We start from the raw sequence: 23,806 nt of genomic DNA, 5'->3' as shown, positions 1-23,806 counted from the left end.
GGCCGGCCCATCGCTTCACACAGCCCTTCCGCATCCCGCCCGTCGTTCTTGTTCCGCATCACGTAGGGCTTCACCAGCTGTGGGGCCATCAGCTTCACCTCATGGCCGAGCTTGCGGAGCTCCCGCGCCCAATATTGCGAAGCCCCGCAAGCCTCCATCCCGATCACGGTCGCCGGCAGTTTGCCGAAGAACTCCAACACCCGGTTGCGCGAAAGCTTCTTGCGCAGCACCGGCCGCTCCGACGCATCAACCCCATGCAGCACAAAAATATGCTTCGACGTATCCATTCCAATTCGGATAATCTCTCCCACGGACGGCTCCTTTGTCTGAGATTTGCAACAACCTCATTCTGGCACACTGATGCCGTAGGGGGCCGTCCACACCATCAACCACGAATGTTGATGGTGAAACGAGCTGGGGCCACAGCGAACTTTAATCACGCGCGGCTGTGGTTATGGGTCCCGGCCTTCGCCGGGACGACGGCTCGTTACGCCCCCGCCGCCATCACGACCTGCGCCAGCAATTGCTCGCGCTTGGACTGGGTGCGGTAGCCCTTCATCGTCGCGGCGAAGCGTTCGAGGATGCCGTCTTCGAAGGCGGTGACGATGGTGTCGTGGACGTAGCTCTTGCGGCAGATCGCCGGCGTGTTGGAGAGCTGGTCGGCCGCGGCGCGGATCGCATCCAGCACCTGGCGCTTGCGGCCGCGCTCGCTGGTCGCAGGCGTGACCCGCGACAACGACTCCACGACGACGGCTGATGCCATCAGCGTGCGGAAATCCTTCAGCGAGATCTTGATGCCGGCGATCTCGCGCAGGAACGCGTTGACTGCGGTGGTCGAGGCGGCGCGAACGACGCCGGAGCGGTCGTGATACTGGAACATGCGCTTGCCCGGCACAGCACGCAGGATACCGATCGCGCGCACGAGCTTGGCGGCGTCGCATTCCTTGCGCACGGCCTTGCCGCCCTTGGCCTTGAAGGTCAGCACCAGGCTGTCATCTTCCAGCGTGACGTTGGACTTCAGCAGCGTGGTGGCGCCGCGGGTGCCGTTGAGGCGAGCATAGGATTCATTGCCGGGGCGGATCGCGGTGCGCGCGATCAACTCGATCGCGGCCGACAGCGCGAACTCCCGCGTCGGCTCGTCGCCGGACAGAAACGCCGAGATCTTGCGCCGGATTTTTGGCAGCGCGGCCACGAGCTTGGCCAGGCGATGCGCCTTGCGCTGCTCGCGGACCTTTTCCCAATCGGCATGGTAGCGGTATTGCAGCCGGCCGGCGGCATCGCGGCCGACCGCCTGCAGATGCGTGCTCGGATCGCTGGAGTAGCGCACCTGGCGATAGGCCGGCGGAACCGCCATCGAGTGCAGCCGGCGGATGGTTCTGATATCGCGGATCCGCGAGCCATTGGCGCGAACGAATGAATAGTTCTTGCCACGCTTGATGCGGCGGATGGTCAGCTCGTTCTGGTCGCCGAGCCGCAAGCCAAGGTCGCGCGCAATGTCTTCAACCGAGGTCTTGATGGCGGCGGGCGCGCCAAGCTTGAGCTTTGCCTGCGGCTGCGTGGGCCATTGGCCCAGCGCCTTCGCCAAGGCGACAGCAGGATCGGCGGAAACGGGCCGCACAGCCGCGCTATTCTGCTGATCCATCATCTGCTCAAGACGCCCTGTTCTGCCTGCTCTCCGGCAATGCCGTTTCTTCTGGCTTCGTTCCGGATGGACCGTCTGGCCCCGGGGAGGCCATTTAGGGGGTGTTGGCAGACTTTGCGAGTCACGAATCATCCGTTAATGGTGTCTAGATACCTTTCATGGGTGCCATTCGGCCGATAACGTTGACGCCAGCCTGCCCACGACACGGCAAATTGACGGCTGGAACCAGCTCTCACGCGGCCCGCCCCGACGCTCCCGGCCACAAATGGCCGCGCGAACAGGTCAGAGGTCATGCCCCTTCTTGCGCAGTTCCTCGATGATCCGCTGCCGCATGTCCGCCGCCACCGACTGGCCGAACTTCTGGCCGGCGAGCAGGGATTGCTGCGTCACAACAGGTGTCTTCTGCAGGAATTTCTGGCCGACCGGGCTCTTGTAGAAGGCAATCAGGCCCTGCAGATCGTCCGGGGTGAAATTGTTGGCGTAGATGATCGCGACCGCCTCTGACAGTTCGTCGTAACGGGCCTGGAACCCCTCGAGCAGCACCGGTGTCAGTGCGTCGTAGTCGCGGTCGACGTCGCTGCGGCCCTGAACGATGGCGGGCTTGAGGCCCTTCATGATCGTCGGCATCAACGTCTTGAACTGGTCCGCGAGGTGGATGGTAGCAACCAATTCCTTCGCGACCGCCAGCGCCTCCGGCGACGGCGTTGGCGCGGCCGTCTGGGCGCGGGCCAGCGGTGCTGCAAGCGCCATCACTACGACCAAGAGACCAGTGACCCGGAGCAGGCGATGGAGCATAGGTTTCTCTCGTCGATGCGTTGCGGTAAGCCGTCTTATCACACGCAGGAACAGAACGAACGCGCCAGACGGTTTCTGCGCGACAAAAATTGGCAGCCCTTTTTCCTTGCCCGTCCGGAATGCGGCAACGCATAATCGGGGACAATGATCAAGCCGGCTTGCCGCCGCGTTGTTTGCGAACGGCAATGAGTGGAGGAAACGATGTCCGAGAAGATTTATGACGTCTCGTCCGACTGGGCCAAGCGCGCCTATGTCGATGACGCCAAATATCGCGAGATGTACGCGCGCTCGGTCAAGGACCCCAATGGATTCTGGGGCGAACAGGCCAAGCGGGTCGACTGGATCACGCCATTTACCAAGGTCGAGAACGTCTCCTTCGCGCCCGGCAACATTTCGATCAAATGGTTCGAGGACGGCGAGTTGAACGTCGCCTGGAACTGCATCGACCGTCATCTGGAGACGCGCGGCGACCAGACCGCGATCATCTGGGAGGGCGACGACCCCTCCGAATCCAAACACATCACGTACCGCGAGCTGCACGACGAAGTCTGCAAGATGGCCAACATCCTGCGCACAAGGAACGTCGAGAAGGGCGATCGCGTCACGATCTATTTGCCAATGATTCCGGAAGCCGCCTATGCGATGCTGGCCTGCGCGCGGATCGGCGCCATTCACTCGGTGGTGTTCGGCGGCTTCTCTCCCGACAGCCTCGCCCAGCGCATCAAGGACTGCGAGTCCAAGGTGATCATCACCGCCGATGAGGGCCTGCGCGGCGGCAAGAAAGTGCCGCTGAAGGCCAATGTCGATGCGGCGATTGCCAAGAGCGGCGGCGTCGACTGGATCGTGGTGGTGAAGCGCACCGGTGGTGCTGTTGACATGAACCCGACGCGCGACCTCTGGTATCACGAGGCCGCCGAGATGGTGACCACGGAGTGCCCCTGCGAACCGATGAGCGCGGAGGATCCGCTGTTCATCCTCTACACCTCAGGCTCGACCGGTACGCCGAAGGGTGTGCTGCACACCTCCGCCGGCTATCTCGTGTTCGCGTCGATGACGCATCAATATGTCTTCGACTATCACGACGGCGACGTCTACTGGTGCACCGCCGACGTCGGCTGGGTCACCGGCCACAGCTACATCCTCTACGGGCCGCTCGCCAACGGCGCGACCACGCTGATGTTCGAGGGCGTGCCGAACTACCCGGACAATTCGAGGTTCTGGAACGTCGTCGACAAGCACAAGGTCAACATCTTCTACACCGCGCCGACGGCGATCCGCGCGCTGATGCAGTTCGGCGACGATCCCGTGAAGAAGACCTCGCGCAAATCGCTGCGCCTGCTCGGCTCGGTCGGCGAGCCGATCAATCCGGAAGCCTGGGAGTGGTACCACCGCGTGGTCGGCGACGAGCGCTGCCCGATCGTCGACACCTGGTGGCAGACCGAGACCGGCGGCATTTTGATCACGCCGCTGCCCGGCGCGACCAAACTCAAGCCAGGATCGGCGACCCGGCCGTTCTTCGGCGTGGTGCCCGAAATCGTCGACGCTGACGGCAAGGTGCTGGACGGCGAAACCTCCGGCAACCTCTGCATCGCAACATCCTGGCCGGGCCAGATGCGTACGGTCTATGGCGACCATGCCCGGTTCGAGCAGACCTATTTCTCGACCTACAAGGGCAAGTACTTCACCGGCGACGGCTGCCGCCGCGACGCCGACGGCTATTACTGGATCACCGGCCGGGTCGACGACGTCATCAACGTCTCCGGCCACCGCATGGGCACCGCCGAGGTCGAGAGTTCGCTGGTCGCCAATCCCGCAGTCTCGGAGGCCGCGGTGGTCGGCTATCCCCACGACATCAAGGGCCAGGGCATCTACGCCTATGTCACCCTGATGAAGGGCATCGAGCCGACCGAGACGCTGCGCAAGGAATTGGTCGCCTGGGTCCGCAAGGACATCGGCCCGATCGCCTCCCCCGACCTGATCCAGTTCGCGCCCGGCCTGCCGAAGACCCGCTCCGGCAAGATCATGCGCCGCATCCTGCGCAAGATCGCCGAGGACGAACCATCGACCCTCGGCGACACCTCGACATTGGCCGATCCGGCCGTGGTCGACGACCTCGTGCAGAACCGGCAGAACAAGAAGGGTTAGCTGGCGTAGGCTGGCGACGCCAACATCGGGCAATAGAGGCAGGACCGCGTGCGATCATCGCCGCGGCCTTTCCATTTCATTGGATCGTTCGTGTCACTGGATTGTCAGCGGCAAGGCGTTGCCACGGCGCGTTTGTGGCCAAGTGTTGTTTTCAAGTCATTTACTTTAATCCCAACATTTCCTTTCCTCCCGTCATCAGGACGCGTCTCGCGACCGGTTTGGAAACCATCCGGTTAAGACACGCAGTTAACATTGCGCGCGTGAGACCAGCAGGCCCGGCTTTTCAGGGGTCTGTAGCTTCGTTTTTAGGCTCCCTCAGGGAGCCGTTGGGAAGTGGAGAAGGTTGATGTCGATGAGGATCGCGGTGGCGTTGGCTGCCACCATCGGGGCGGGTGTTGTGATGTCGTCGGCCGCGCAAGCGCGGCCGGAAATGGTCGGGCTTCACGCGGACAATTATTCGCCGGGCACCATCGTCGTGAAAACCAACGAACGGCGGCTCTATCTGATCGTCGATTCCGGCCACGCGATGCGTTACCCAGTCGGCGTCGGCAAGTCCGGCAAGCAGTGGGCCGGCACCACCCGCATCGACGGCAAATACACCAATCCCGCCTGGTCGCCGCCCGCCGAGGTGAAGCGCGACAAGCCGAACATGCCGAACGTGATCCCCGGCGGCTCGCCGCACAATCCGATGGGCGTGGCGGCAATGACGCTGGCCGGCGGCGAATACGCGATCCACGGCACCAACATGCCGGGCTCGGTCGGCGGCTTCGTGTCCTACGGCTGCATCCGCATGCTGAACACCGACATCACTGATCTCTATCAGCGCGTCTCGGTCGGCACGACCGTCGTCGTCACCCGCTGACCCTTCGAAACATCGCGAAGGAGAGCCGTGCATCAGCGCGGCTTTTTTGTCTGTCACATCGCTCAACGCGCAGCGTTTGCGCACCAGCCGCTGCGGTGACCGCCATTGTAAGCGCGCGCGTGGCCAGATGTGAGCATCGCCGCCGAGACGCTGCCGGTCTTGCCAGTCACGACGTCGGCGACGACGCGCCCCTGATATTTGTCGGGACCGATATTGTAGATCGCGACATCGCCCTCGCCGAGCAGATCGCGCAGCGCTGACGTCGCCGCTTGCGCCATCTCAAGCTCCTGCGGACAGAATGCCTTCAGCTCCGGCGCATCGATGCCGCGCAACCGGACATGGGTGATCGGGTTGAAACCCTCACTCAGATGCACCCGCGCCTCGAAGGTGTCGCCGTCGATCGTCCTGATCACATCGACGGGATGCCGGGCGTCAGGCGCGCCGGCCCGCTGCCAGATCGCGTCGGTATCTCGAGACCGGCTATCGGACCAGTGCGGCAGCGGCCAGTGCCCCCATGGACGAATCGGCCGCATGGTCCCGGCGACCACGCCGAGAATGAACAGCCATGGCAGCGCGGCCGCGGCGCGGCGGCCCAGGGTGAACGGCCGAACGGCGGTCGCCGCGAGCCGCGATGAGTATTTATTCTTTCATCTGGGGACATATTCCCAATTGCACCCAAACGCTCTCAAAAGTCGGACGCGATGCCCTTGGTTTCCCAGTCGCCGTAACGGGTCGGTTCCGGACCTTTCGGTCCCTGGAATTCCTTCGGGCGCGCCGCAGCGTCCTGACCGGCAGACTCGTCGGCGGCCTTGCGCCGAGCCTCGGCCTCGGCGAGCGCGCGCTGCGCGGCCGGCGTCAGCGGCTTGCGCGTGGCAGGTTCCGGCGGCGATGACAATTTTTCAGACATAGCAGGTCTCTTTGGCAGGCTCTTTGGCAAAACTTTCCGGACGCGTGTCTCGTACTTCAAGGTCGGCTCATCGACGACGTTACGATCGCAAGATACCGCTGCAAGATACTGCTGATCGATTCTTACATTTGGCATATTCGCATGCCACAGGTGTTTGCAAGTGACGGCATGAGCCGAATGTAACCTCAGCACCTTCAAAGATATTACCGCTCCATGCCTCCTTCAAGATTTGCAGTTCCCACAGAAGTGCCCGGCCTCGCGGCACGCCGGATCGCGGCCGACATTCTTGACGGCGTCCTGCACAAGCATCGCACGCTCGACGACCAGCTCGACGGTGCCGGTGCGCATCCCGGCCTGAAGTCGCTGGCCGATCGCGACCGCGCGCTGATGCGCCGTCTGGTGTCGACCATCCTGCGCCGTCTCGGCACGCTCGGCCATGTGCTCTCGCGCCTGCTCAACCGCGGCGTTCCGACCGATGCGCCGCGGGCGCAGAGCGCGCTGCTGATCGGCGCGGCACAGATTCTCTGGATGGACGTGCCCGATCACGCTGCCGTCGATCTCTCGGTGCGGCTGGTGCAGTCGGACCGGCGCGCCGCGAAATATGCCGGGCTGGTCAATGCCGTGCTGCGCCGCTGCGCGCGTGAGGGCCAGGGGCTGATCGACGAGGTCAAGATGCAGACCCTCGATTTGCCGCCATGGATGATGGCGCGCTGGGCCGCGCATTATGGCGAGGCGACCGCGCGCGACATGGCGCTCGCGCTCGGTCACGAGCCGTCGCTCGATCTCACGGTGAAGGCGGATGCGCCGCAATGGGCAACCCGGCTGCATGGCGAGACGCTGCCGACGGGGACCGTGCGCACGCTGCTGCAGGGCTCGGTGATGATGCTGCCGGGTTTTTCGGAAGGCCAATGGTGGGTGCAAGACGCCGCCGCTGCGCTGCCCGTGCGCCTGTTCGGCGACGTCAAGGACAAGGCGATCGCCGACCTCTGCGCGGCGCCCGGCGGCAAGACCGCCCAGCTTGCGCTCGCAGGCGCCCGCGTCACCGCCATCGACCGGTCGCCGGCGCGCGTGGCGCGGCTGCGCGACAATCTCACGCGCCTCGCGCTGCAGGCTGATACCGTCATGACCGACGCGGCCGAGTGGTCCGCGGAAGCCGAAAGTTTTGACGGCATCCTGGTCGATGCACCCTGCAGCTCGACCGGAACCATCCGGCGCCACCCCGACGTCGCCTGGCTGCGGCAGGAGGCCGACATCGCGGCACTGTCCGGATTGCAGAAGCGGCTGCTGCAAAAGGCTGTTGCGCTGCTGAAACCCGGCGGCACGCTGGTTTATTGCACGTGCTCGCTGGAGCCGGAGGAAGGCGAACAGGCGATATCAGCGCTGCTGGCCTCCGAATCAGGTCTGCGGCGTGCGCCGGTTGAGACAGGCGAGGTCGCCGGCCTCGCCGACATCATCACCGCCGACGGTGATTTGCGCACCCTGCCCTGCCATTTGCCCCATGAAGACCCCAGGCTGGGCGGGCTGGATGGATTTTACGCGGCAAGACTGGTTAAGTCCGCTGGTTAAATCCTGATTTTAAACTTGAATTTTCTAAGCTCCGGCTGATTCGCGCGGTTTCAAGAGGGTGTCTTGGGCGCGTTTCCGGATTAGATATGGATTCGCTGAAAATCTCCTCCCCACAAGGTTAGGCGTGTCGGTCGCTCAAAGCAGACGCATCTCGACGCTGATTGCTGGCCGTTTCGCGCGCAGCCTGATCGCACGCGCCAGCGGCAGCACGGTTGCGCTGTCGCGGCTGTGGCCCGGCCGGACCGACCGGCTGATCATCGCCCCACATGACCTGCGGACCGCGGACGCCACCCGTGCCGCCGAAATCTACGCCGGCCGATTCGTGTTCGCGGGCAAGATCGTCACCTGCCATGGGCGCTCGATCTTCGATCTCGAGCCGCCATCGGAAGATTGGGAAGCGGCGCTGCTCGGTTTCGGCTGGCTGCGCCATTTGCGCGCTGCCGACACCGCGCTGACCCGCGCCAACGCCCGCTCGCTGGTCGACGACTGGATCTCCAACCAGGCGCGCCGGCGGCCGCTGGAACGCCGCGCCGATGTCCGCGCGCGGCGCGTGATCTCGCTGTTGTCGCAGGCGCCGCTGGTGCTCGGCGACACCGACGGAAAATTCTACCGCAAATATCTGCGCGGGCTGGCGCGCGAGATCCGCTATCTGCGCTACTCGACGCTCGACAATGACGGCGTTCCGCGCCTGCAGGTGCTGATCGCGCTGTGCTACGCCGCGCTCTGCCTCGCCAACCAGGCGAAAAATATCCGCGCCGCCTCGCGACGACTCTCCGACGAATTGCAGCGCCAGATCCTGCCGGATGGCGGCCACATCTCGCGCAATCCCGGCGCGCTGGTCGAGCTGCTCAGCGACATGCTGCCGCTGCGGCAGACGTTTGCTGCGCGCAACATCGCGCCGCCGCCCGCGCTGCTGAATGCGATCGACCGCATGATGCCGATGATGCGCTTCTTCCGCCACGGCGACGGCAGCTTCGCACTGTTCAACGGCATGAGCACCGCGCCATCAGATCTGGTCGCGACATTGCTCGCCTATGACGACACCCACGGCGTGCCGATGGCGAGCATGCCGCATACCGGCTTCCAGCGGCTCGACGCGGCTGCTGCGACCGTGATCATCGACACCGGCCCGCCGCCGCCGGCGAGCGTCAGCCAGGACGCGCATGCCGGCACTCTGTCGTTCGAGTTCTCCTCCGGTCCGAGCCGCATCGTCGTCAATTGCGGCATGCCGGCCACCGGCCGCGACAATTGGCGGCCGTTTGCGCGCTCCACCGCGGCGCATTCGACGCTGACCTATCACGACGCCTCGTCGTGCCAGTTCGTCGAGCTGTCGGCGATGAAGCGGCTGCTGCGTGGCGCGCCGATCACCAGCGGCCCCGGCAATGTCGAGTACTACCGCGAGGCCGTCGCCGATGGCGACATGCTGACCACGTCGCATGACGGCTATCTCGCCCGCTTCGGTGTGATCCATCGCCGTGTGCTGATGGTCTCTCACGACGGCACGCGGCTGGAAGGCGAGGACTCGCTGACGCCGGCGCCGGGCGGCCGCATCAAGGGCGAATCCGACTTTGCCCTGCGCTTTCATTTGCACCCGTCGGTGAAGGCGAGCCGGCTGTCGGATGCGCGCGGCGTCATGCTGGTGCTGCCGAACCGCGACGTCTGGACCTTCGAGGCGCTCGACGACAAGGTCGATCTCGAGGACAGCGTGTTCCTGGCCGGCAATGACGGCCCGCGCCGGACCTCCCAGATCGTGATCCGCCAGGACGCGCGGCAGGCCTCGTCGCTGCGCTGGAGTTTTGTGCGTTCCTCGACCTCAGCCACCGCCACCAATGCAAGGCGCAACGCCCGCCGCGAGCCGGAGCTGCCGCTGTAGCATTGCTTCCGGCAACCGCTCGTCTTGACCTCTGTAAGCTGATTGCTTACATAGAGACGTGATCCGGACATTCAAGAGCAAGGCCCTCTCGGAGCTTTGGACCAAGGGCAAGGGTTCGAAGATTGATGCCAAGATGCACAAGCGCATCTTTGCGCGGCTCGACCGTCTCGACGTCGCTGTCCGGCCAGAAGAAATGAACGTCCCGGGCTTCGATTTTCACGCCCTGCACGGCTTCGACCCGAAACGATATTCGGTCCACGTCAACGGACCATGGTGCATCACGTTCGAATTCGAGGACGGCGAAGCCTGCCGGGTCGATTTCGAACAATACCATTGAAGGAGCGAAACATGGTCTACACGGCCAAGCGCGACAAAAATCGCTGCCCTACCCATCCTGGCGCCCTGCTTCGCGAGGACATCATTCCGGCGACTGGTCGCACCAAGGCAGACATCGCCGAGTTGCTCGGGATTTCTCGCCAGCATCTCTACGACATCCTGCGGGAGCGAAAGCCGGTATCCCCTGCCGTCGCCGTACGGCTCGGAAAGCTATTTGGCGATGGTGCAGGCATATGGACCAGGATGCAGGGCGCTTACGATACCTGGCATGCCGAACAGACCGAAGATGTCAGCCGCATTCCGACCATCAAGGCCCGAGCTGCCTGACGGCTCAATTCTCGGGAATTTGAGTGAGGCGCCCCTGCATTTTCCGGGGAAATCGACCCCCGGCACCGGTTTCGCGACGCCCCAAACCATGCTACCCGGCTGCCTTAACAGCCAGGGATTTCCGACATGACCGAACAGCTTCGCCGCGTGACCCGCGCTCTGTTGTCCGTTTCCGACAAGACCGGACTGATCGATTTCGCCAGGGCGCTCGCCGACCACGGCGTCGAGCTGGTCTCGACCGGCGGCACCGCCAAGACGATCGCGGCGGCCGGGCTGAAGGTCAAGGACGTCTCCGAGCTGACCAGTTTCCCCGAGATGATGGATGGCCGGGTCAAGACGCTGCATCCCAAGGTCCATGGCGGCCTGCTCGCGATCCGCGACAACAAGGAGCATGCGGCGGCGATGCAATCCCACGGCATCGCGCCAATCGATCTCCTCGTCGTCAATCTCTACCCGTTCGAGGCGACGGTCGATAAAGGCGCCGGCTTCGAGGAGTGCATCGAGAACATCGACATCGGCGGCCCCGCGATGATCCGCGCCGCGGCAAAGAACCATGACGACGTCGCCGTCGTGGTCGAGGCGCACGACTATCAGTCCGTGCTCGACGAACTCGCAGCGCATAAGGGCGCGACCTCGCTTGGCCTGCGCCGGCGGCTCGCCGCCAAGGCCTATGCGCGCACCGCGGCCTATGACGCCGCGATCTCGAACTGGTTTGCCGTGCAGCTCGACACCAAGGCGCCGGATTTCCGCGCCTTCGGCGGCCGGCTGATCCAGTCGTTGCGTTACGGCGAGAATCCGCACCAGACCGCAGCGTTCTACGCCACGCCGCAGAAGCGGCCGGGCGTTGCCACCGCGCGGCAATTGCAGGGCAAGGAACTGTCCTACAACAACATCAACGATACCGACGCGGCCTATGAATGCGTCGGCGAGTTCGACCCGAAGCGGACCGCGGCTTGCGTTATCGTCAAGCACGCCAATCCCTGCGGCGTCGCCGAGGGTCCCGATCTCGCCACCGCCTATCGCAGCGCGCTCGCCTGCGATTCGACGTCGGCCTATGGCGGCATCATCGCGGTGAACCGCACGCTCGATGCGGAGGCCGCGCGCGCCATCATCGGCATTTTCACCGAGGTGATCATCGCGCCCGACGCCACTGATGAGGCGATCGCGATCATCGCGGGCCGGCGCAATCTGCGCCTCCTGCTCGCCGGCGGCTTGCCCGATCCGCGCGCGGTGGGCCTCACCGCCAAGACGGTTGCCGGCGGCATGCTGGTGCAGAGCCGCGACAATGCCGTGGTCGAGGACATGGACATCAAGATCGCGACCAAGCGCGCGCCGACCGAGGCCGAGCTGCGCGATCTCAAATTCGCCTTCCGCGTCGCCAAGCACGTGAAGTCGAACACCATCATCTACGCCAAGGATCTCGCCACCGTCGGCGTCGGCGCCGGCCAGATGAGCCGGGTCGATTCCGCCCGCATCGCCGCGCGCAAGGCGCTGGATGCGGCGGCCGAGCTGAAGCTCGCTGAGCCCTTGACCAAGGGTTCGGTGGTCGCCTCGGATGCGTTCTTCCCGTTCGCCGACGGCATGCTCGCCTGCATCGAGGCCGGCGCGACCGCCGTGATCCAGCCCGGCGGCTCGATGCGCGACGACGAGGTGATCAAAGCCGCCGACGAGCACGGCATCGCCATGGTGTTCACCGGCGTCCGGCATTTCCGGCATTAAGCTCACTGTCGTCCCGGCGCAGGCCGGGACCCATAACCACAACTCGTTGTGGTTGGCTAGGTCGTCTCCCCTTGTGCCTCTTCCCACGGCCGTGGCGTATGGGTCCCGGCCTTCGCCGGGACGACGGCGGTGGTTTATTCGCGCACCCGCGCCAATAGCGCGAGCCCGACCACAAAGAACACCACCAGCACCGCCATGCCCGCCTTCTGGCTCGCGGTCACGGCGGTGATCGCGCCAATCAGCAGCGGCCCGATGAAGGACGTCACCTTTCCGGTCAGCGCGAACAGCCCAAAGTACTGCGCGATGCGATCCTTCGGCGCGAGACGGATCAAGAGTGTGCGCGAGGCGGCCTGCAATGGTCCGCCGGCAGCACCGATCAGGCAACCGAGCACGACATAGGCGCGCTCGGCTGCGCCAGCGAACAGCGGACCGCCAGGCACGGGCGGCGCGACCGGCACGAACAGAATCGAATCCCTGTTCACCGTGAGAATCGCGACAACGGCGAACAACAGGATCGACATGCTCCCCATGATCACGCGCTTCGGCCCCAGCGCATCGTCGAGCCTGCCGCCGAGCCACGCGCCGAACGTGCCGGCGATTGCCAGGATGATGCCGAAGGTGCCGATCCGGATCGTGTCCCAGCCGAACGTTCCGGCGGCGTAGATGCCGCCGAAGGCAAACAGCGAGACCAGCCCGTCGGTGTAGATCATGTTCGCCAGCAGAAACCGCGCCAGCGATGTCTGCTTCGGCAGCTCGGCCAGCGATTGCCGGAGCTCGCGCAAACCTTCGCCAATCGCCGTACGCAGCGGACGCTTGGCCGGATAGTCTGTCGTGAACAGGAACATCGGCGCCACGAAGATGACGAACCAAAGTCCCGTCAACGGCCCGGTGATCCGATCGCCCTGATGCGTGACGGGATCGAGGCCGAACAGCGGGGTGAATCCGAACAGTGTGCGGCCGGTCTCGGCATTGGCGGCGAGGAAGCCGAGCACCAGCACAAGGCTCAATATGCCGCCGACATAGCCGGTGGCCCAGCCGGTGCCGGAGAGCCGCCCGATTTTCTCCGGCGGCACAAGTGTGGGCATCATCGCATTGTTGAAGACAGTCGCGAACTCGACGCCGACGCTCGCGATCGCATAGGCGAGCAGCAGTGGCGGGATGACGCCGGGATCACCGGGTTTGCCGATCCACATCGCACTGGCGCCGATGACGAGCAGCGCGCCAAAGCCCGCGATCCACGGCTTGCGGCGGCCGCTGGCATCGGCAATCGCGCCCAGCACCGGCGACAGCAGCGCAATCGCTAATCCGGCGGCGGCCGTGGCAAAGCCCCACAGCGCTTGCCCGCTCGCCGGGTCCGGTGCGACGAAACTTGCGAAATAGGGCGCGAAGACGAAGGTCGTGATCAGCGTGAAATAGGGCTGCGCGGCCCAGTCGAAGAAAATCCAGCTGACGACGGCGGCGCGGCCCGGATAGGTCTTTGCGTCAGCAGCGCCCGTCTGTCCCATCGCCGTCATTGCCAAAATATTCCTCACGTCGAATCACGGACAGGCGTTTTGCCTCGCCAACGCGTTCCCATATAGCATGAGCCGGTTCTGCGAATGTCACATCGGCCACGAACAGGGCAGGAATCTCGATGTCGATCTTGATGGCGCTGACAGCAACGATGTCGCGACGGCTGTTTGCCGCGCTCCTGGTGATCGGTCTCTCCGCGCCGGCGCTTGGCCAGGAGCAGCGCCGCTTCTACACGCCGCCGGCCGCCGATACGGTTCACGGCATTCCCGCCGAACAGGGCATGGTGGTGGCGCAGGAGAAGCTTGCGGCACAAATTGGCGCCGATGTCCTGCGGCAGGGCGGCAACGCGGTCGACGCCGCGGTCGCGACCGGCTTTGCGATGGCGGTGACCTATCCGCGCGCCGGCAATCTCGGCGGCGGCGGCTTCATGGTGATCCATCTTGCCGAGCACAACCAAAATATCGCGATCGACTATCGCGAGACCGCACCGCAGGCGGCCACACGCGACATGTTCCTCGGCGCCGACGGCAAGCCCGATTCGGACAAGTCGCGCAACTCGGCGCTTGGCATCGGTGTCCCCGGCACCGTCGCCGGCCTCGCGCTGGCGCTGGAGAAATACGGCTCCGGCCAATTCACGCTGGCGCAAATTCTGAGGCCCGCGATCGATCTGGCGCGCGACGGCTTCATCGTCACCGACGATACATCGGATACGCTGGGCGACATGTATCGCCGCATGTCGCGCTGGCCGGATACGGCCAAAACCTTTTCCCATGCCGACGGCACGCCGCTGCACGAAGGCGACCGCCTGATCCAGGGCGACCTCGCCGCAACGCTGACGGCGATTTCCGAACAGGGTCCGCGCGGCTTCTACGAGGGCGCGGTCGCCGAGAAGCTCGTCAAGGGCATCGGAAATGCCGGCGGCATCATCGGCGTCGACGACCTGAAATCCTATCAGGCTGTCATTCGCACCCCGGTGCGCGGCACCTATCGCGGCTATGACGTCGTCTCGATGCCGCAGCCTTCCTCCGGCGGCATCGTGCTGCTGGAGATCCTCAACATTCTCGAAGGTTTTCCGATGTCCGACATGAGGCAGGGCTCCGCGGCCTCGCTGCATGCGATGATCGAGGCGATGAAGCGCGCCTATGCCGATCGTGCGCGCTATCTTGGCGATCCCGCCTTCGTCGATGCGCCGACGCAATTGTTGATCTCGAAGGACTACGCCGCGAAGCAGCGTGCGACCATCGATCTCGCGCGTGCCACGCCCTGGACCGACATCCAGAATGCGAAGCCGCCGCACGAGGGCAGCAACACCACGCACTATTCCGTTGTCGACTCCAGCGGCAATGCCGTCAGCAATACCTACACGCTCAACTTCCCCTATGGCGTCGGCCTCGTTGCCGACGGCACCGGCGTGCTGCTCAACAACGAGCTCGACGATTTCACCGCCGCGCCCGGTGCCTCCAACGCCTTCGGTCTGGTCGGTTTCGAGGCCAATCTGCCCGGACCCGGCAAGCGGCCGCTGTCGTCGATGTCGCCGACCATCGTGCTGAAGGACGGCAAGCCGGTGCTGGTGACGGGCACGCCCGGCGGCAGCCGCATCATTTCGGCGGTGACGCAAATCATCGTCGACGTGATCGACTACAGGATGGATATCGCCGCTGCGGTCGCAGCGCCACGGGTGCATCACCAGTGGCTACCCGACGAGGTCCGGATCGAGCGCGGCTTTCCGGACGATGTGCTCGCCGGACTGAAGGCCAAGGGCCACACGCTGGTCGAGCCGCTCGGCTATTCCTCGGCCAATTCGATTGCGGTGACGCCCAACGGCCTGCTCGGCGCACCCGACCCGCGCACGCGCGGCTCGGAGGCTGCGGGGCAGTAGCCACAGCGTAGGGTGGGCAATGCGCAAGCGTGCCCACCATCCCGAGCATAGCATGAGTTGGTGGGCACGGCGCAATTGCGCCTTTGCCCACCCACCAGCATCGCGCTAAGTTGCCTGCTTCGCGCAAGTCCGGCCGCGGGGTGCAAAAAGCCGGCGAAAAGTTTCTCCGGGGGAACGCGCATGAGCACGGCCGAATCCAAGCCGATCGAGGTCGCCGAGATCGAGGACACCAGTCTCCTCGCCTTCTATCGCGACATGAACCTGCCGGAACGGCGCACGTTCTGGGCCTGCGCGTCGGGCTGGACGCTCGACGGCATGGATTTCATGATCTATCCGCTCGTGATCGGCACCATCATCACGCTGTGGAAGGTCGACCCCGGCACCGCCGGGCTCGCCGGCACCGTGACGCTGTTGGCCTCCGCCGTCGGCGGCTGGCTCGGCGGCTATCTCGCCGACCGCATCGGGCGGGTGAAGACGTTGCAGCTCACCATCGCTTGGTTCTCGGTGTTTTCGCTGGTCTGCGCCGTCGTGCAGAACTTCGATCAGCTGTTGATTGCCCGCGCGCTACTGGGCTTGGGCTTCGGCGGCGAATGGGCGGCCGGCGCGGTGCTGATCGGCGAGGCGATTCGGCCGCAATATCGCGGACGCGCGGTCGGTTCGGTGCAATCGGGCTGGGCGATCGGCTGGGGCCTCGCGGTACTGGCCCAGGCGATCCTGTTCTCGGTGCTGCCGGCGGAGAACGCATGGCGCTGGATGTTCGTGATCGGCGCATTGCCGGCGCTGCTGGTGTTCTATCTCCGCCGCTACGTCAAGGAGCCGGAGATATCGGCCGCGACAATGGCGCAGCAGCAAGCGTCCGGGACCGGCCCCGCCTCGCTGTTGGAAATTTTTCAGGGGCCGATCCTGAAGACAACGCTGCTGGCGTCGCTGGTCGGAACCGGCATGCAGGGCGGCTACTACGCCATCACTTTCTGGGTGCCGCGCTTCCTCACCACCGAGCGCAAGCTGTCGGTGGTCGGCTCTACTGGCTATCTGGCGACGCTGATCATCGGCTCCTTCATCGGTTATCTGGTCGGCGCCTGGCTCGCCGACCGGATCGGCCGGCGCAATTTGTTTCTGATCTTCTCGCTCGGCGCCATCGCGATCGTGCTGCTCTACACCCAGCTGCCGCTGTCCAATGAAGTGCTGTGGGTGCTGGGTTTCCCGCTCGGCTTCTTCGCCTCGGGTTATTTCTCCGGCATGGGCGCGTTCCTGACCGAGCTCTATCCAACGCGGCTGCGCGGTTCGGGCCAGGGCTTTTGCTACAATTTCGGCCGCGGCATCGGCGCGCTGTTCCCGTTCCTGGTCGGTGCACTGTCGACCACCACCACGCTTGCAAACGCGATCGCGATCTTCGCGGTGGCAGCCTATGGCCTGTTCTTCGTCGCCGCCTACGCGCTGCCGGAAACCCGCGGCCGCGTGCTGCATGCGGGTGGGTGAAATTGAGCACAGGCCGCCAATCTTGCTCCGCTTCGCCTCTCCCCTTGTGGGAGAGGCCGGATCGCATGGAGCGAAGCGAAATGTGATCCGGGTGAGGGGTATCTCTCCGCGCATTACGCCGCATGGAGAGATACCCCCTCACCCCCAACCCTCTCCCACAAGGGGAGAGGGAGCCATCGTGTCGCGCGTCCCTAACCATAGAGGAGCCAGCAGATGACATCCCTCAAAGGCAAGACGCTGTTTATCTCGGGTGCGAGCCGCGGCATCGGGCTGGCGATTGCGCTTCGTGCCGCGCGCGACGGCGCCAATGTCGCGATCGCGGCGAAGACCGCCGAGCCACATCCTAAGCTGAAGGGTACGATCTACACCGCGGCCGACGAGGTCCGCGCCGCCGGCGGCAAGGCGCTGCCTGTGATCTGCGATATCAGGGATGAAGTACAAGTGATGGCGGCGATCGAACAGACCGTCGCAGAGTTCGGCGGCATCGACATCTGCGTCAACAACGCCAGCGCCATCAGCCTGACCACTTCGCAGGCGACCGACATGAAGCGGTTCGACCTGATGATGGGAATCAACACCCGCGGCACTTTCATGGTGTCGAAATACTGCATCCCTCATCTGAAGAAGGCGCCGAATCCACACATCCTGATGCTGTCGCCGCCGCTCGACATGAAGACGAAATGGTTCGAGCACTCAACCGCCTACACGATGGCGAAATTCGGCATGAGCATGTGCGTGCTCGGATTGGCCGGCGAGCTGAAATCCGCCGGCATCGCCGTCAACGCACTGTGGCCGCGCACCACGATCGCGACCGCTGCGGTCGGTAATCTGCTCGGCGGCGACGCGATGATGCGCGTGAGCCGCACGCCTGACATCATGGCCGATGCGGCCCATGCTATCTTCACGAGACCATCGCGCGAATTCAGCGGACATTTTTGCATCGACGACAAGGTGCTCTACGCCAACGGCGTGCGCGACTTCGAGCGTTATCGCGTCGACCCGTCCGTGCCGCTGATGTCGGATTTCTTCGTGCCTGATGATGACGTTCCGCCGCCCGGCGTCACCGTGCAGCCGCTGCCGTCGCGCTAGACCACGGACGCATTCAGCTGCGTGCGCCAGTGCTGCATGCGTTCCTTGAGCAGCCGATCGCGCACGTACGACAGTTCCTCCTCCTCGATGCGCTCGAGCGTTTCGAGCGAAAGGCCCGCTTCGCCATGCGCCGACCAGGCGCGCTGCAACTCCGCATTCCGATGATTGCCCATGCGCAGCGAGAACCAGATGCGATTCTGGATCTTCTCGAGATCGAGCGCTTGCCCAACCCAGACCTCGTCGGTCGCGCGGCAGCAGACCGCGAAGATGCCGGCGACGCTCGCGCGCTTCTTGTAGTCGGCGATGGCAAGCTTTCGGGTCTCGGTCTTCATGGCAGCTCCTCCAGATCGATCGGGCCAAATTTATACCCGGGTATTATTGACGCTGCAATTAAATCCGGATAAAACCTGTCCAATCGAAATCCGATCGAGCTGCCGCGATGACTCAAACGCTATCGGCCGACCTGATACGGCCCGCCCTTCTCCAGCGCCCGTGCATAGGCCGGGCGCGCATGAATGCGCGCGAGGAATGCGACACATTTCGGATGACCGTCCTCGAGCCCGCCGCGCGCCGAGGCTGCTTCCAGCGGAAAGCTCATCTGAATGTCGGCGCCGGAGAATTCTTGGCCGGCGAACCACTCGCTCTTGCCAAGCTCACCTTCCCAATAGGCCATGTGCTGCTTGATCTGCGGATTGACCAGCGTGGTGAGCGCCTGATTGGAGACCTTGCGCACCAGCGGCCGCAGCAGCGCCGGCGCGCGCTTCGGCATCAGCGTGAACAACAGCTTCAACAGCAGCGGCGTCATCGCCGATCCCTCGGCATAGTGCAGCCAATAGGTGTAGCGCAGCCGTTCCGGCGTATCAGCCGGTGGAATCAGGCGGCCATTGCCGTAGGTACCGACGATGTATTCGAGGATCGCACCGGATTCCGCGACCGCGTTGCCATTGTCAGTGATGACGGGCGACTTGCCGAGCGGATGGATCGCGCGCAGCTCCTTTGGCGCCCGCATGTCGGGCTGCCGCTGATAGCGGACGATCTCGTAGGGCACGCCCAATTCCTCGAGCAGCCACAGCACGCGCTGCGAGCGGGAATTGTTGAGATGATGAACCGTCAGCATTGGCGTTCCCCCGGGTCTGGCCACAGTCGAGCGGCGACTGGTGCCAGCCGTGCGCGAGAAAGTCGAGATAGGCGTCCGGCCGAGTTCGAGCCGCGCATCGCAACAATCACGAATTACCCGGATAATATATCGGGCGATTGGAGGGTCCCGTGATGAATCCAGCCTATGTCGCCTTCGAGGGCGAGCATCGCATTGCCGCCGGCGATCTCGGCGACGTCGCCCGCGCCGCCAGGCAACTGCTCGACCAGCGCAAGGACGCGGCGATCCTGGTGTTCAACGGCCGCACCTCAGCCCTGGTCGACATCGATTTCCGCGGCTCGGTGGACGACGTGCTGGCGCGCCTGCCGAAGCCGAAAGCCCCTGTGGAAGAGGAGCAAGCCGTGTCCACTGCGCCGCGCGGCCCCGGCCGCCCCAGGCTTGGCGTCGTTGCGCGTGAGATCACCCTGCTGCCCCGGCACTGGGACTGGCTGGCGCAACAAAAAGGCGGCGCATCGGTCGCGATCCGCAAATTGGTCGACGAAGCGCGACGCTCTAGCGGCGACAAGGACCGCACGCGCCTCGCCCAGGACGCCGCCTACCGCTTCATGACGACGATGGCCGGCAACCGTCCGCATTACGAGGACGCGATCCGCGCCCTCTTCGCGCACGACCGCCGGCGCTTTGTGACACTGATCGCCGACTGGCCGGCCGACATCCGCGACCATGCCGTCAGCCTTGCCTACAGCGATCACGCTGATTAGCCCCGCATCCTCCTGACTCTGGAATCTGAACGTGCCCGACACCCCGTCTCTTCGGAAGGCATTTCTGCTCTTCCTCGCACCGATGTTGCTAAGCAACATCCTTCAATCATTGTTCGGCACCATCAATGGCGTCTATCTCGGCCAGATGATCGGGGTCGACGCGCTCGCGGCCGCGTCGGTATTCTTCCCGGTGATGTTCTTCTTCATCTCCTTCGTCATCGGATTGAGCGCCGGCGCCTCCGTCATGATCGGGCAGGCCTGGGGTGCCCGCGAGCCCGAGAGGGTGAAGGCGGTCGCCGGCACGACCATGACCGTGACACTGCTGCTGGCGCTGGCGATCGCAATCTTCGGCGGCCTGTTCACGCGTCCGCTCCTGATCGCGCTGGCTACGCCGTCCGACGTCCTCGACGCGGCGGTGTCCTATGCGCGGATCATGATGATCTTCATGCCGGTAACCTTTGCATTCCTGCTGCTCGCGGCGATGATGCGCGGCGTCGGCGACACGATGACGCCGTTGCTCGCGCTTGCGGTCTCGACGGTCGTCGGCCTCGTGGTGACCCCGGCCCTGATCCGCGGCTGGTTCGGCCTGCCCATGATCGGCGTGGCCAGCGCGGCCGTCGCCTCCGCGGTCTCGGGCGTGGTCACGCTGTTATGGTTGCATGTCTACATGTTGCGGCGTCGGCACCCGCTTGCGTTCGACACCGCATTCCTGCGCGCGATGCGACCCAACCCCGCGCTGCTACGAATCGTGCTGCGGCTCGGCATTCCGACCGCGATCGGCATGGTGGTGGTCTCGCTCGCCGAGCTGGTGCTGCTGGGCCTGGTCAATGGCTTCGGCTCCAACGCCACCGCCGCCTATGGCGCGGTCAACCAGGTGATCAGCTATGTGCAGTTTCCGGCGATCTCGATCGCGATCTCGGTGTCGATCTTCGGCGCGCAGGCGATCGGCCGCGGAGATTCCGGCCGGATCGCCGCCATCGTCAGGACCGGGTTGGAGATGAATCTCGTGCTGACCGGCGGACTGGTCGTGCTCGGCTATCTGTTTGCACATCCCCTGATGGGTTTCTTCATCGTCGACAGCGCAGTGCTCGCGCTGGCCGAAGGGCTAATGCACATCGTGCTGTGGAGCATCGTACTGTTCGGCATGGCGACGGTGTTTTCCGGCGCGATGCGCGCCGGCGGCACGGTGTGGATGCCGCTGTTGATCTCGATCCTGGCGATCACGCTGGTCGAGGTGCCGGTCGCGATCCTGCTCAGCCGTACGATCGGCATCCAGGGCGTCTGGATCGCCTATCCGGTCACGTTTGCAACCATGTTCGTTTTGCAGATGGCCTATTACGGACTGGTATGGCGCAAGCAAACAATCACGCGGCTGATTTGACATCGCGCGCTGCGCCTCACATGATGATTATCATATTCTAATGATGGCGCCTGCGACAGCAGACCCATGCTAAGCAAGCCCATCCTAGACGAGCCCAAGGGAGCGACTGCCGTGAGCCAGAATCCGGAATTCCTGTTCGATTTCGGCAGCCCGAACGCCTTCCTCGCTCATGAAGCGATCCCGGCGATCGAACAGCGCACCGGCGTCAAATTCGAGTATGTCCCGGTCCTGCTTGGCGGCATCTTCAAGGCCACCAACAACAAGTCGCCGGCCGAGACGCTCGCCGGCGTCAAGAACAAACCCGAGTTCCAGAAAATCGAGACCGAGCGCTTCATCAAGCGCTTCAACGTGAAGCCTTACACTTGGAACCCGTTCTTCCCGGTCAACACGCTGAACCTGATGCGGGCTGCGGTCGCCGCCCAGCTCGAAGGCGTATTCGAAAAATACATCGAGGCGGCGTTCCACCATATGTGGGTCGAGCCAAAGAAGATGGACGATCCGGAAGTGGCCGCCAAAGCCTTGAACGCCTCGGGCCTTGATGGGACCAAGCTGCTCGCCCGCGGGCAGGAAGCCGAGGTCAAGGCCAAGCTGATCGCAACCACCCAGTCCGCCGTGGAGCGCGGCGCATTCGGCTCGCCGACCTTCTTCGTCGGAAAGGAGATCTTCTTCGGCAAGGAGCAGCTGCGCGAGGTCGAGGAAATGGTGTCGGGAAAGTGAGATGAGTGGATGGCCAATAGCGCGTAGCGAATAGCCAGCCAACATCCCTATCTATTCGCCACTCCCGATTCGCGGTTTGCCCGCTTGCCAGGTGGCAACAAAGAAGGACTAAATCCCATGCGCGTTCTCGTGGTCGGTGCCGGTGCAATCGGCGGTTACTTTGGCGGCCGGATGCTTGAAGCCGGCTGCGATGTCACCTTTTTGGTGCGGCCCAAACGCGCGTCCGAGCTGGCGACGGCCGGTCTCGTCATCAAGAGCCCGAACGGCGACGTCACGCTGAAGAACCCGCCGACCGTGCAGGCCGACAAGCTTTCGGAAAAATTCGACGTCGTGCTGTTGAGCTGCAAGGCGTTCGATCTCGAGGATGCGATCAAGTCGTTTGCTTCAGCTGTCGGCGACACCACCGCAATCATTCCGCTGCTCAACGGCATGCTGCATCTCGACGCGCTGGACAAGAAGTTCGGCGCCGCGCATGTGCTCGGCGGGCTCTGTGCGATCGCGGCGACGCTGAACGAGGCGCGCGAAGTGGTGCAGCTGCAGCCGATGCAGTCGCTGACGTTCGGCGAACGCGCGGGCGGAATGTCGGACCGGGTGCGCGCGATCGCGGAGACCTTCTCCTGCATCAACGGCGCGACCGCGAGCGAGCACGTGATGCAGGACATGTGGGAGAAGTGGGTGTTCCTGGCCTCGCTCGCTGCGTCCACGAGCCTGATGCGGACATCAGTGGGCAACATCCTGGCCGCGCCAGGCGGCAAGGATTTCCTGCTCGGCATCCTCGAGGAATGCAGCGCGATCGCCGGCGCCGCAGGCCACATGCCGGGCGGCCCGTTCTTCCAGCGCACCCGCGGACTGCTGACCACCGAAGGCTCGCCGATGACGGCGTCGATGTTCCGCGACATCAAGGCGGGCCTGCCCGTTGAAGCCGATCACGTGATCGGCGACCTGATCGTGCGTGCCGACGCCGCGAAGATCCCCGTGCCGAAGCTGCGCACGGCGTACACGCATCTCAAGGCGTATGAGAAGCAGCGGGGGTAGACTCTTTCCGTCGTCCCGGCGAAGGCCGTTTTGAAGCTACAGATGCGCGAGATAATGCGCGAGCGCGGTGATCTCTTCATCGCTCAAGGGATAGGCCACGTCGGCCATCGCGGCCTGGGCGCCGCCGGAGCGGACTCCCGACTTGTAGTCATGCAGCGCCTTGACGAGATATTCCTCGCGCTGGCCGGCGATCCGCGCCACCGCCTTGGTGCCGACGAACGTATCGGTGTGGCATGAGGCGCAACGGCGGCCGGCGGCGGCCTGCTTGCCCTTCTCCGACAGATCCGGATTGTCGTCCTTGGTACCCTTGAACGGCGGCAGCGCGGCGAAATAGGCGCCGAGATCGCGGATGTCCTCGTTGCTGAGCTGCTCGACGATCGGCTGCATCTGTTCGTTCTTGCGCGCGCCGGCGCGGAAGAACACCAGCTGCCACTGGATGAACTGGTCGAGCTGGCCGGCCAGCGAAGGAATATTCTCGGTCTGCGAGAGGCCGTTCTCGCCGTGGCAGCCGGAGCACACCTCGGCCTTCTCCTTGACGGCGGCGGTATCAGCAGCCCGCGTCGGGCCAACTGCGAACACCAGGAGTGCGCCGAGCAAGGCACGCGATACGAATCGATTCAACATGGGACAGCGCTTTCGCGAGGAGGTCACTTTGCGGGATGCGCACCGGCGCAGGCCCGCACTC

Annotated in this window: 22 protein-coding genes and 1 pseudogene; 14 read left to right on the top strand and 9 right to left on the bottom strand. The window is 64.3% G+C overall.

The window, feature by feature from the left end; all coding sequences use genetic code 11:
- From UP10_RS06300 to UP10_RS06290, 3 genes and pseudogenes are all read right to left on the bottom strand, one after another.
- A pseudogene (locus UP10_RS06300) lies at nucleotides 1–311 on the bottom strand (IS110 family transposase); the annotation flags it as partial.
- A 176-nt stretch (nucleotides 312–487) separates the two neighbouring features.
- Nucleotides 488–1,645, bottom strand: coding sequence for a DNA topoisomerase IB (locus UP10_RS06295; protein ID WP_044586477.1), 1,158 nt, complete (start codon nucleotides 1,643–1,645; stop codon nucleotides 488–490).
- A 279-nt stretch (nucleotides 1,646–1,924) separates the two neighbouring features.
- Nucleotides 1,925–2,437, bottom strand: a complete 513-nt coding sequence (locus UP10_RS06290) for a DUF2059 domain-containing protein (protein ID WP_082076994.1) — start codon at nucleotides 2,435–2,437, stop codon at nucleotides 1,925–1,927.
- Nucleotides 2,438–2,638: 201 nt separating this feature from the next.
- On the opposite strand from UP10_RS06290, the gene acs reads away from it, so the two are divergent.
- Nucleotides 2,639–4,582: an acetate--CoA ligase gene (gene acs, locus UP10_RS06285; RefSeq protein WP_044586475.1), complete on the top strand. Its 1,944-nt coding sequence runs from the start codon at nucleotides 2,639–2,641 to the stop codon at nucleotides 4,580–4,582.
- Nucleotides 4,583–4,928: 346 nt separating this feature from the next.
- Nucleotides 4,929–5,444, top strand: coding sequence for a L,D-transpeptidase (locus tag UP10_RS06280; protein WP_044586474.1), 516 nt, complete (start codon nucleotides 4,929–4,931; stop codon nucleotides 5,442–5,444).
- 62 nt (nucleotides 5,445–5,506) lie between these two features.
- On the opposite strand, the gene UP10_RS06275 is transcribed toward UP10_RS06280, so the two are convergent.
- Both UP10_RS06275 and UP10_RS06270 read right to left on the bottom strand, forming a co-directional pair.
- Nucleotides 5,507–5,977: a thermonuclease family protein gene (locus UP10_RS06275; protein ID WP_197086745.1), complete on the bottom strand. Its 471-nt coding sequence runs from the start codon at nucleotides 5,975–5,977 to the stop codon at nucleotides 5,507–5,509.
- A 152-nt stretch (nucleotides 5,978–6,129) separates the two neighbouring features.
- A complete protein-coding gene (locus tag UP10_RS06270) occupies nucleotides 6,130–6,351 on the bottom strand; it encodes a DUF1674 domain-containing protein (protein WP_044586472.1) in 222 nt (73 codons plus the stop codon).
- A 213-nt stretch (nucleotides 6,352–6,564) separates the two neighbouring features.
- On the opposite strand from UP10_RS06270, the gene UP10_RS06265 reads away from it, so the two are divergent.
- The 5 genes from UP10_RS06265 (at nucleotide 6,565) to purH (ending at nucleotide 12,172) form a co-directional block, all read left to right on the top strand.
- On the top strand, nucleotides 6,565–7,917 hold the full coding sequence (locus UP10_RS06265; protein WP_044586471.1) for an RsmB/NOP family class I SAM-dependent RNA methyltransferase: 1,353 nt from the start codon (nucleotides 6,565–6,567) through the stop codon (nucleotides 7,915–7,917).
- A 124-nt stretch (nucleotides 7,918–8,041) separates the two neighbouring features.
- Entirely contained in the window at nucleotides 8,042–9,790 is a 1,749-nt protein-coding gene (locus tag UP10_RS06260; protein WP_156179677.1) for a heparinase II/III family protein, read from the top strand.
- 58 nt (nucleotides 9,791–9,848) lie between these two features.
- Nucleotides 9,849–10,127 (top strand): type II toxin-antitoxin system RelE/ParE family toxin, encoded by a 279-nt coding sequence (locus UP10_RS06255; protein WP_044586470.1) that lies wholly within the window; start codon nucleotides 9,849–9,851, stop codon nucleotides 10,125–10,127.
- An 11-nt stretch (nucleotides 10,128–10,138) separates the two neighbouring features.
- On the top strand, nucleotides 10,139–10,453 hold the full coding sequence (locus tag UP10_RS06250) for a HigA family addiction module antitoxin (RefSeq protein WP_044586469.1): 315 nt from the start codon (nucleotides 10,139–10,141) through the stop codon (nucleotides 10,451–10,453).
- Between the two features lie 126 nt (nucleotides 10,454–10,579).
- Nucleotides 10,580–12,172, top strand: a complete 1,593-nt coding sequence (purH, locus tag UP10_RS06245; protein ID WP_044586468.1) for a bifunctional phosphoribosylaminoimidazolecarboxamide formyltransferase/IMP cyclohydrolase — start codon at nucleotides 10,580–10,582, stop codon at nucleotides 12,170–12,172.
- A gap of 134 nt (nucleotides 12,173–12,306) precedes the next feature.
- Here the strand turns inward: purH and UP10_RS06240 are convergent, their stop codons facing one another.
- Nucleotides 12,307–13,686 carry an MFS transporter gene (locus UP10_RS06240; protein ID WP_044586467.1) on the bottom strand — a complete coding sequence of 460 codons (1,380 nt, stop codon included), beginning with the start codon at nucleotides 13,684–13,686 and terminating at the stop codon, nucleotides 12,307–12,309.
- A gap of 131 nt (nucleotides 13,687–13,817) precedes the next feature.
- Between UP10_RS06240 and ggt the strand changes: the two genes are divergently transcribed.
- The 3 genes from ggt to UP10_RS06225 all read left to right on the top strand — a co-directional run bounded on the left by ggt (nucleotide 13,818) and on the right by UP10_RS06225 (nucleotide 18,131).
- Complete coding sequence (ggt, locus tag UP10_RS06235; protein ID WP_044586518.1) at nucleotides 13,818–15,563, top strand: gamma-glutamyltransferase; 1,746 nt, start codon at nucleotides 13,818–13,820, stop codon at nucleotides 15,561–15,563.
- 180 nt (nucleotides 15,564–15,743) lie between these two features.
- Nucleotides 15,744–17,042 carry an MFS transporter gene (locus tag UP10_RS06230; protein WP_044586466.1) on the top strand — a complete coding sequence of 433 codons (1,299 nt, stop codon included), beginning with the start codon at nucleotides 15,744–15,746 and terminating at the stop codon, nucleotides 17,040–17,042.
- Between the two features lie 213 nt (nucleotides 17,043–17,255).
- Nucleotides 17,256–18,131, top strand: coding sequence for an SDR family oxidoreductase (locus UP10_RS06225; protein WP_044586465.1), 876 nt, complete (start codon nucleotides 17,256–17,258; stop codon nucleotides 18,129–18,131).
- Here UP10_RS06225 and UP10_RS06220 read toward each other — a convergent pair.
- Together UP10_RS06220 and UP10_RS06215 are read right to left on the bottom strand one after the other, a co-directional pair.
- Nucleotides 18,128–18,463 carry a GIY-YIG nuclease family protein gene (locus UP10_RS06220; protein ID WP_044586464.1) on the bottom strand — a complete coding sequence of 112 codons (336 nt, stop codon included), beginning with the start codon at nucleotides 18,461–18,463 and terminating at the stop codon, nucleotides 18,128–18,130. The two genes, UP10_RS06225 and UP10_RS06220, sit on opposite strands and share 4 nt — an antisense overlap.
- 119 nt (nucleotides 18,464–18,582) lie before the next feature.
- Nucleotides 18,583–19,248, bottom strand: a complete 666-nt coding sequence (locus UP10_RS06215) for a glutathione S-transferase family protein (RefSeq protein WP_044586463.1) — start codon at nucleotides 19,246–19,248, stop codon at nucleotides 18,583–18,585.
- A 152-nt stretch (nucleotides 19,249–19,400) separates the two neighbouring features.
- On the opposite strand from UP10_RS06215, the gene UP10_RS06210 reads away from it, so the two are divergent.
- The 4 genes from UP10_RS06210 to panE all read left to right on the top strand — a co-directional run bounded on the left by UP10_RS06210 (nucleotide 19,401) and on the right by panE (nucleotide 23,121).
- The gene (locus UP10_RS06210) at nucleotides 19,401–19,988 is read left to right on the top strand and encodes a DUF2239 family protein (RefSeq protein WP_044586462.1); all 588 of its coding nucleotides are present in this window, start codon (nucleotides 19,401–19,403) and stop codon (nucleotides 19,986–19,988) included.
- 82 nt (nucleotides 19,989–20,070) lie between these two features.
- Nucleotides 20,071–21,369, top strand: coding sequence for an MATE family efflux transporter (locus UP10_RS06205; RefSeq protein ID WP_044586461.1), 1,299 nt, complete (start codon nucleotides 20,071–20,073; stop codon nucleotides 21,367–21,369).
- 111 nt (nucleotides 21,370–21,480) lie between these two features.
- Nucleotides 21,481–22,086 carry a 2-hydroxychromene-2-carboxylate isomerase gene (locus UP10_RS06200; protein ID WP_245321669.1) on the top strand — a complete coding sequence of 202 codons (606 nt, stop codon included), beginning with the start codon at nucleotides 21,481–21,483 and terminating at the stop codon, nucleotides 22,084–22,086.
- A 117-nt stretch (nucleotides 22,087–22,203) separates the two neighbouring features.
- Nucleotides 22,204–23,121 carry a 2-dehydropantoate 2-reductase gene (panE, locus tag UP10_RS06195; protein WP_044586459.1) on the top strand — a complete coding sequence of 306 codons (918 nt, stop codon included), beginning with the start codon at nucleotides 22,204–22,206 and terminating at the stop codon, nucleotides 23,119–23,121.
- A gap of 36 nt (nucleotides 23,122–23,157) precedes the next feature.
- Here the strand turns inward: panE and UP10_RS06190 are convergent, their stop codons facing one another.
- A complete protein-coding gene (locus UP10_RS06190) occupies nucleotides 23,158–23,745 on the bottom strand; it encodes a c-type cytochrome (RefSeq protein ID WP_044586458.1) in 588 nt (195 codons plus the stop codon).
- Nucleotides 23,746–23,806 lie beyond the last annotated feature (61 nt).

It is taken from the genome of Bradyrhizobium sp. LTSPM299 (genome assembly GCF_000938235.1).
Taxonomy (GTDB): Bacteria; Pseudomonadota; Alphaproteobacteria; order Rhizobiales; family Xanthobacteraceae; genus Bradyrhizobium.
This window is presented reverse-complemented; position numbering and strand designations above follow the sequence as displayed.

Bases quoted from the DNA above. Each gene is read 5' to 3' on its own strand.
- UP10_RS06295 (WP_044586477.1), bottom strand. From the start codon at position 1,645: ATGATGGATCAGCAGAATAGCGCGGCTGTGCGGCCCGTTTCCGCCGAT.
- UP10_RS06290 (WP_082076994.1), bottom strand. From the start codon at position 2,437: ATGCTCCATCGCCTGCTCCGGGTCACTGGTCTCTTGGTCGTAGTGATG.
- acs (WP_044586475.1), top strand. From the start codon at position 2,639: ATGTCCGAGAAGATTTATGACGTCTCGTCCGACTGGGCCAAGCGCGCC.
- UP10_RS06280 (WP_044586474.1), top strand. From the start codon at position 4,929: ATGTCGATGAGGATCGCGGTGGCGTTGGCTGCCACCATCGGGGCGGGT.
- UP10_RS06275 (WP_197086745.1), bottom strand. From the start codon at position 5,977: ATGCGGCCGATTCGTCCATGGGGGCACTGGCCGCTGCCGCACTGGTCC.
- UP10_RS06270 (WP_044586472.1), bottom strand. From the start codon at position 6,351: ATGTCTGAAAAATTGTCATCGCCGCCGGAACCTGCCACGCGCAAGCCG.
- UP10_RS06265 (WP_044586471.1), top strand. From the start codon at position 6,565: ATGCCTCCTTCAAGATTTGCAGTTCCCACAGAAGTGCCCGGCCTCGCG.
- UP10_RS06250 (WP_044586469.1), top strand. From the start codon at position 10,139: ATGGTCTACACGGCCAAGCGCGACAAAAATCGCTGCCCTACCCATCCT.
- purH (WP_044586468.1), top strand. From the start codon at position 10,580: ATGACCGAACAGCTTCGCCGCGTGACCCGCGCTCTGTTGTCCGTTTCC.
- UP10_RS06240 (WP_044586467.1), bottom strand. From the start codon at position 13,686: ATGACGGCGATGGGACAGACGGGCGCTGCTGACGCAAAGACCTATCCG.
- ggt (WP_044586518.1), top strand. From the start codon at position 13,818: ATGGCGCTGACAGCAACGATGTCGCGACGGCTGTTTGCCGCGCTCCTG.
- UP10_RS06230 (WP_044586466.1), top strand. From the start codon at position 15,744: ATGAGCACGGCCGAATCCAAGCCGATCGAGGTCGCCGAGATCGAGGAC.
- UP10_RS06225 (WP_044586465.1), top strand. From the start codon at position 17,256: ATGACATCCCTCAAAGGCAAGACGCTGTTTATCTCGGGTGCGAGCCGC.
- UP10_RS06220 (WP_044586464.1), bottom strand. From the start codon at position 18,463: ATGAAGACCGAGACCCGAAAGCTTGCCATCGCCGACTACAAGAAGCGC.
- UP10_RS06215 (WP_044586463.1), bottom strand. From the start codon at position 19,248: ATGCTGACGGTTCATCATCTCAACAATTCCCGCTCGCAGCGCGTGCTG.
- UP10_RS06210 (WP_044586462.1), top strand. From the start codon at position 19,401: ATGAATCCAGCCTATGTCGCCTTCGAGGGCGAGCATCGCATTGCCGCC.
- UP10_RS06205 (WP_044586461.1), top strand. From the start codon at position 20,071: ATGTTGCTAAGCAACATCCTTCAATCATTGTTCGGCACCATCAATGGC.
- panE (WP_044586459.1), top strand. From the start codon at position 22,204: ATGCGCGTTCTCGTGGTCGGTGCCGGTGCAATCGGCGGTTACTTTGGC.
- UP10_RS06190 (WP_044586458.1), bottom strand. From the start codon at position 23,745: ATGTTGAATCGATTCGTATCGCGTGCCTTGCTCGGCGCACTCCTGGTG.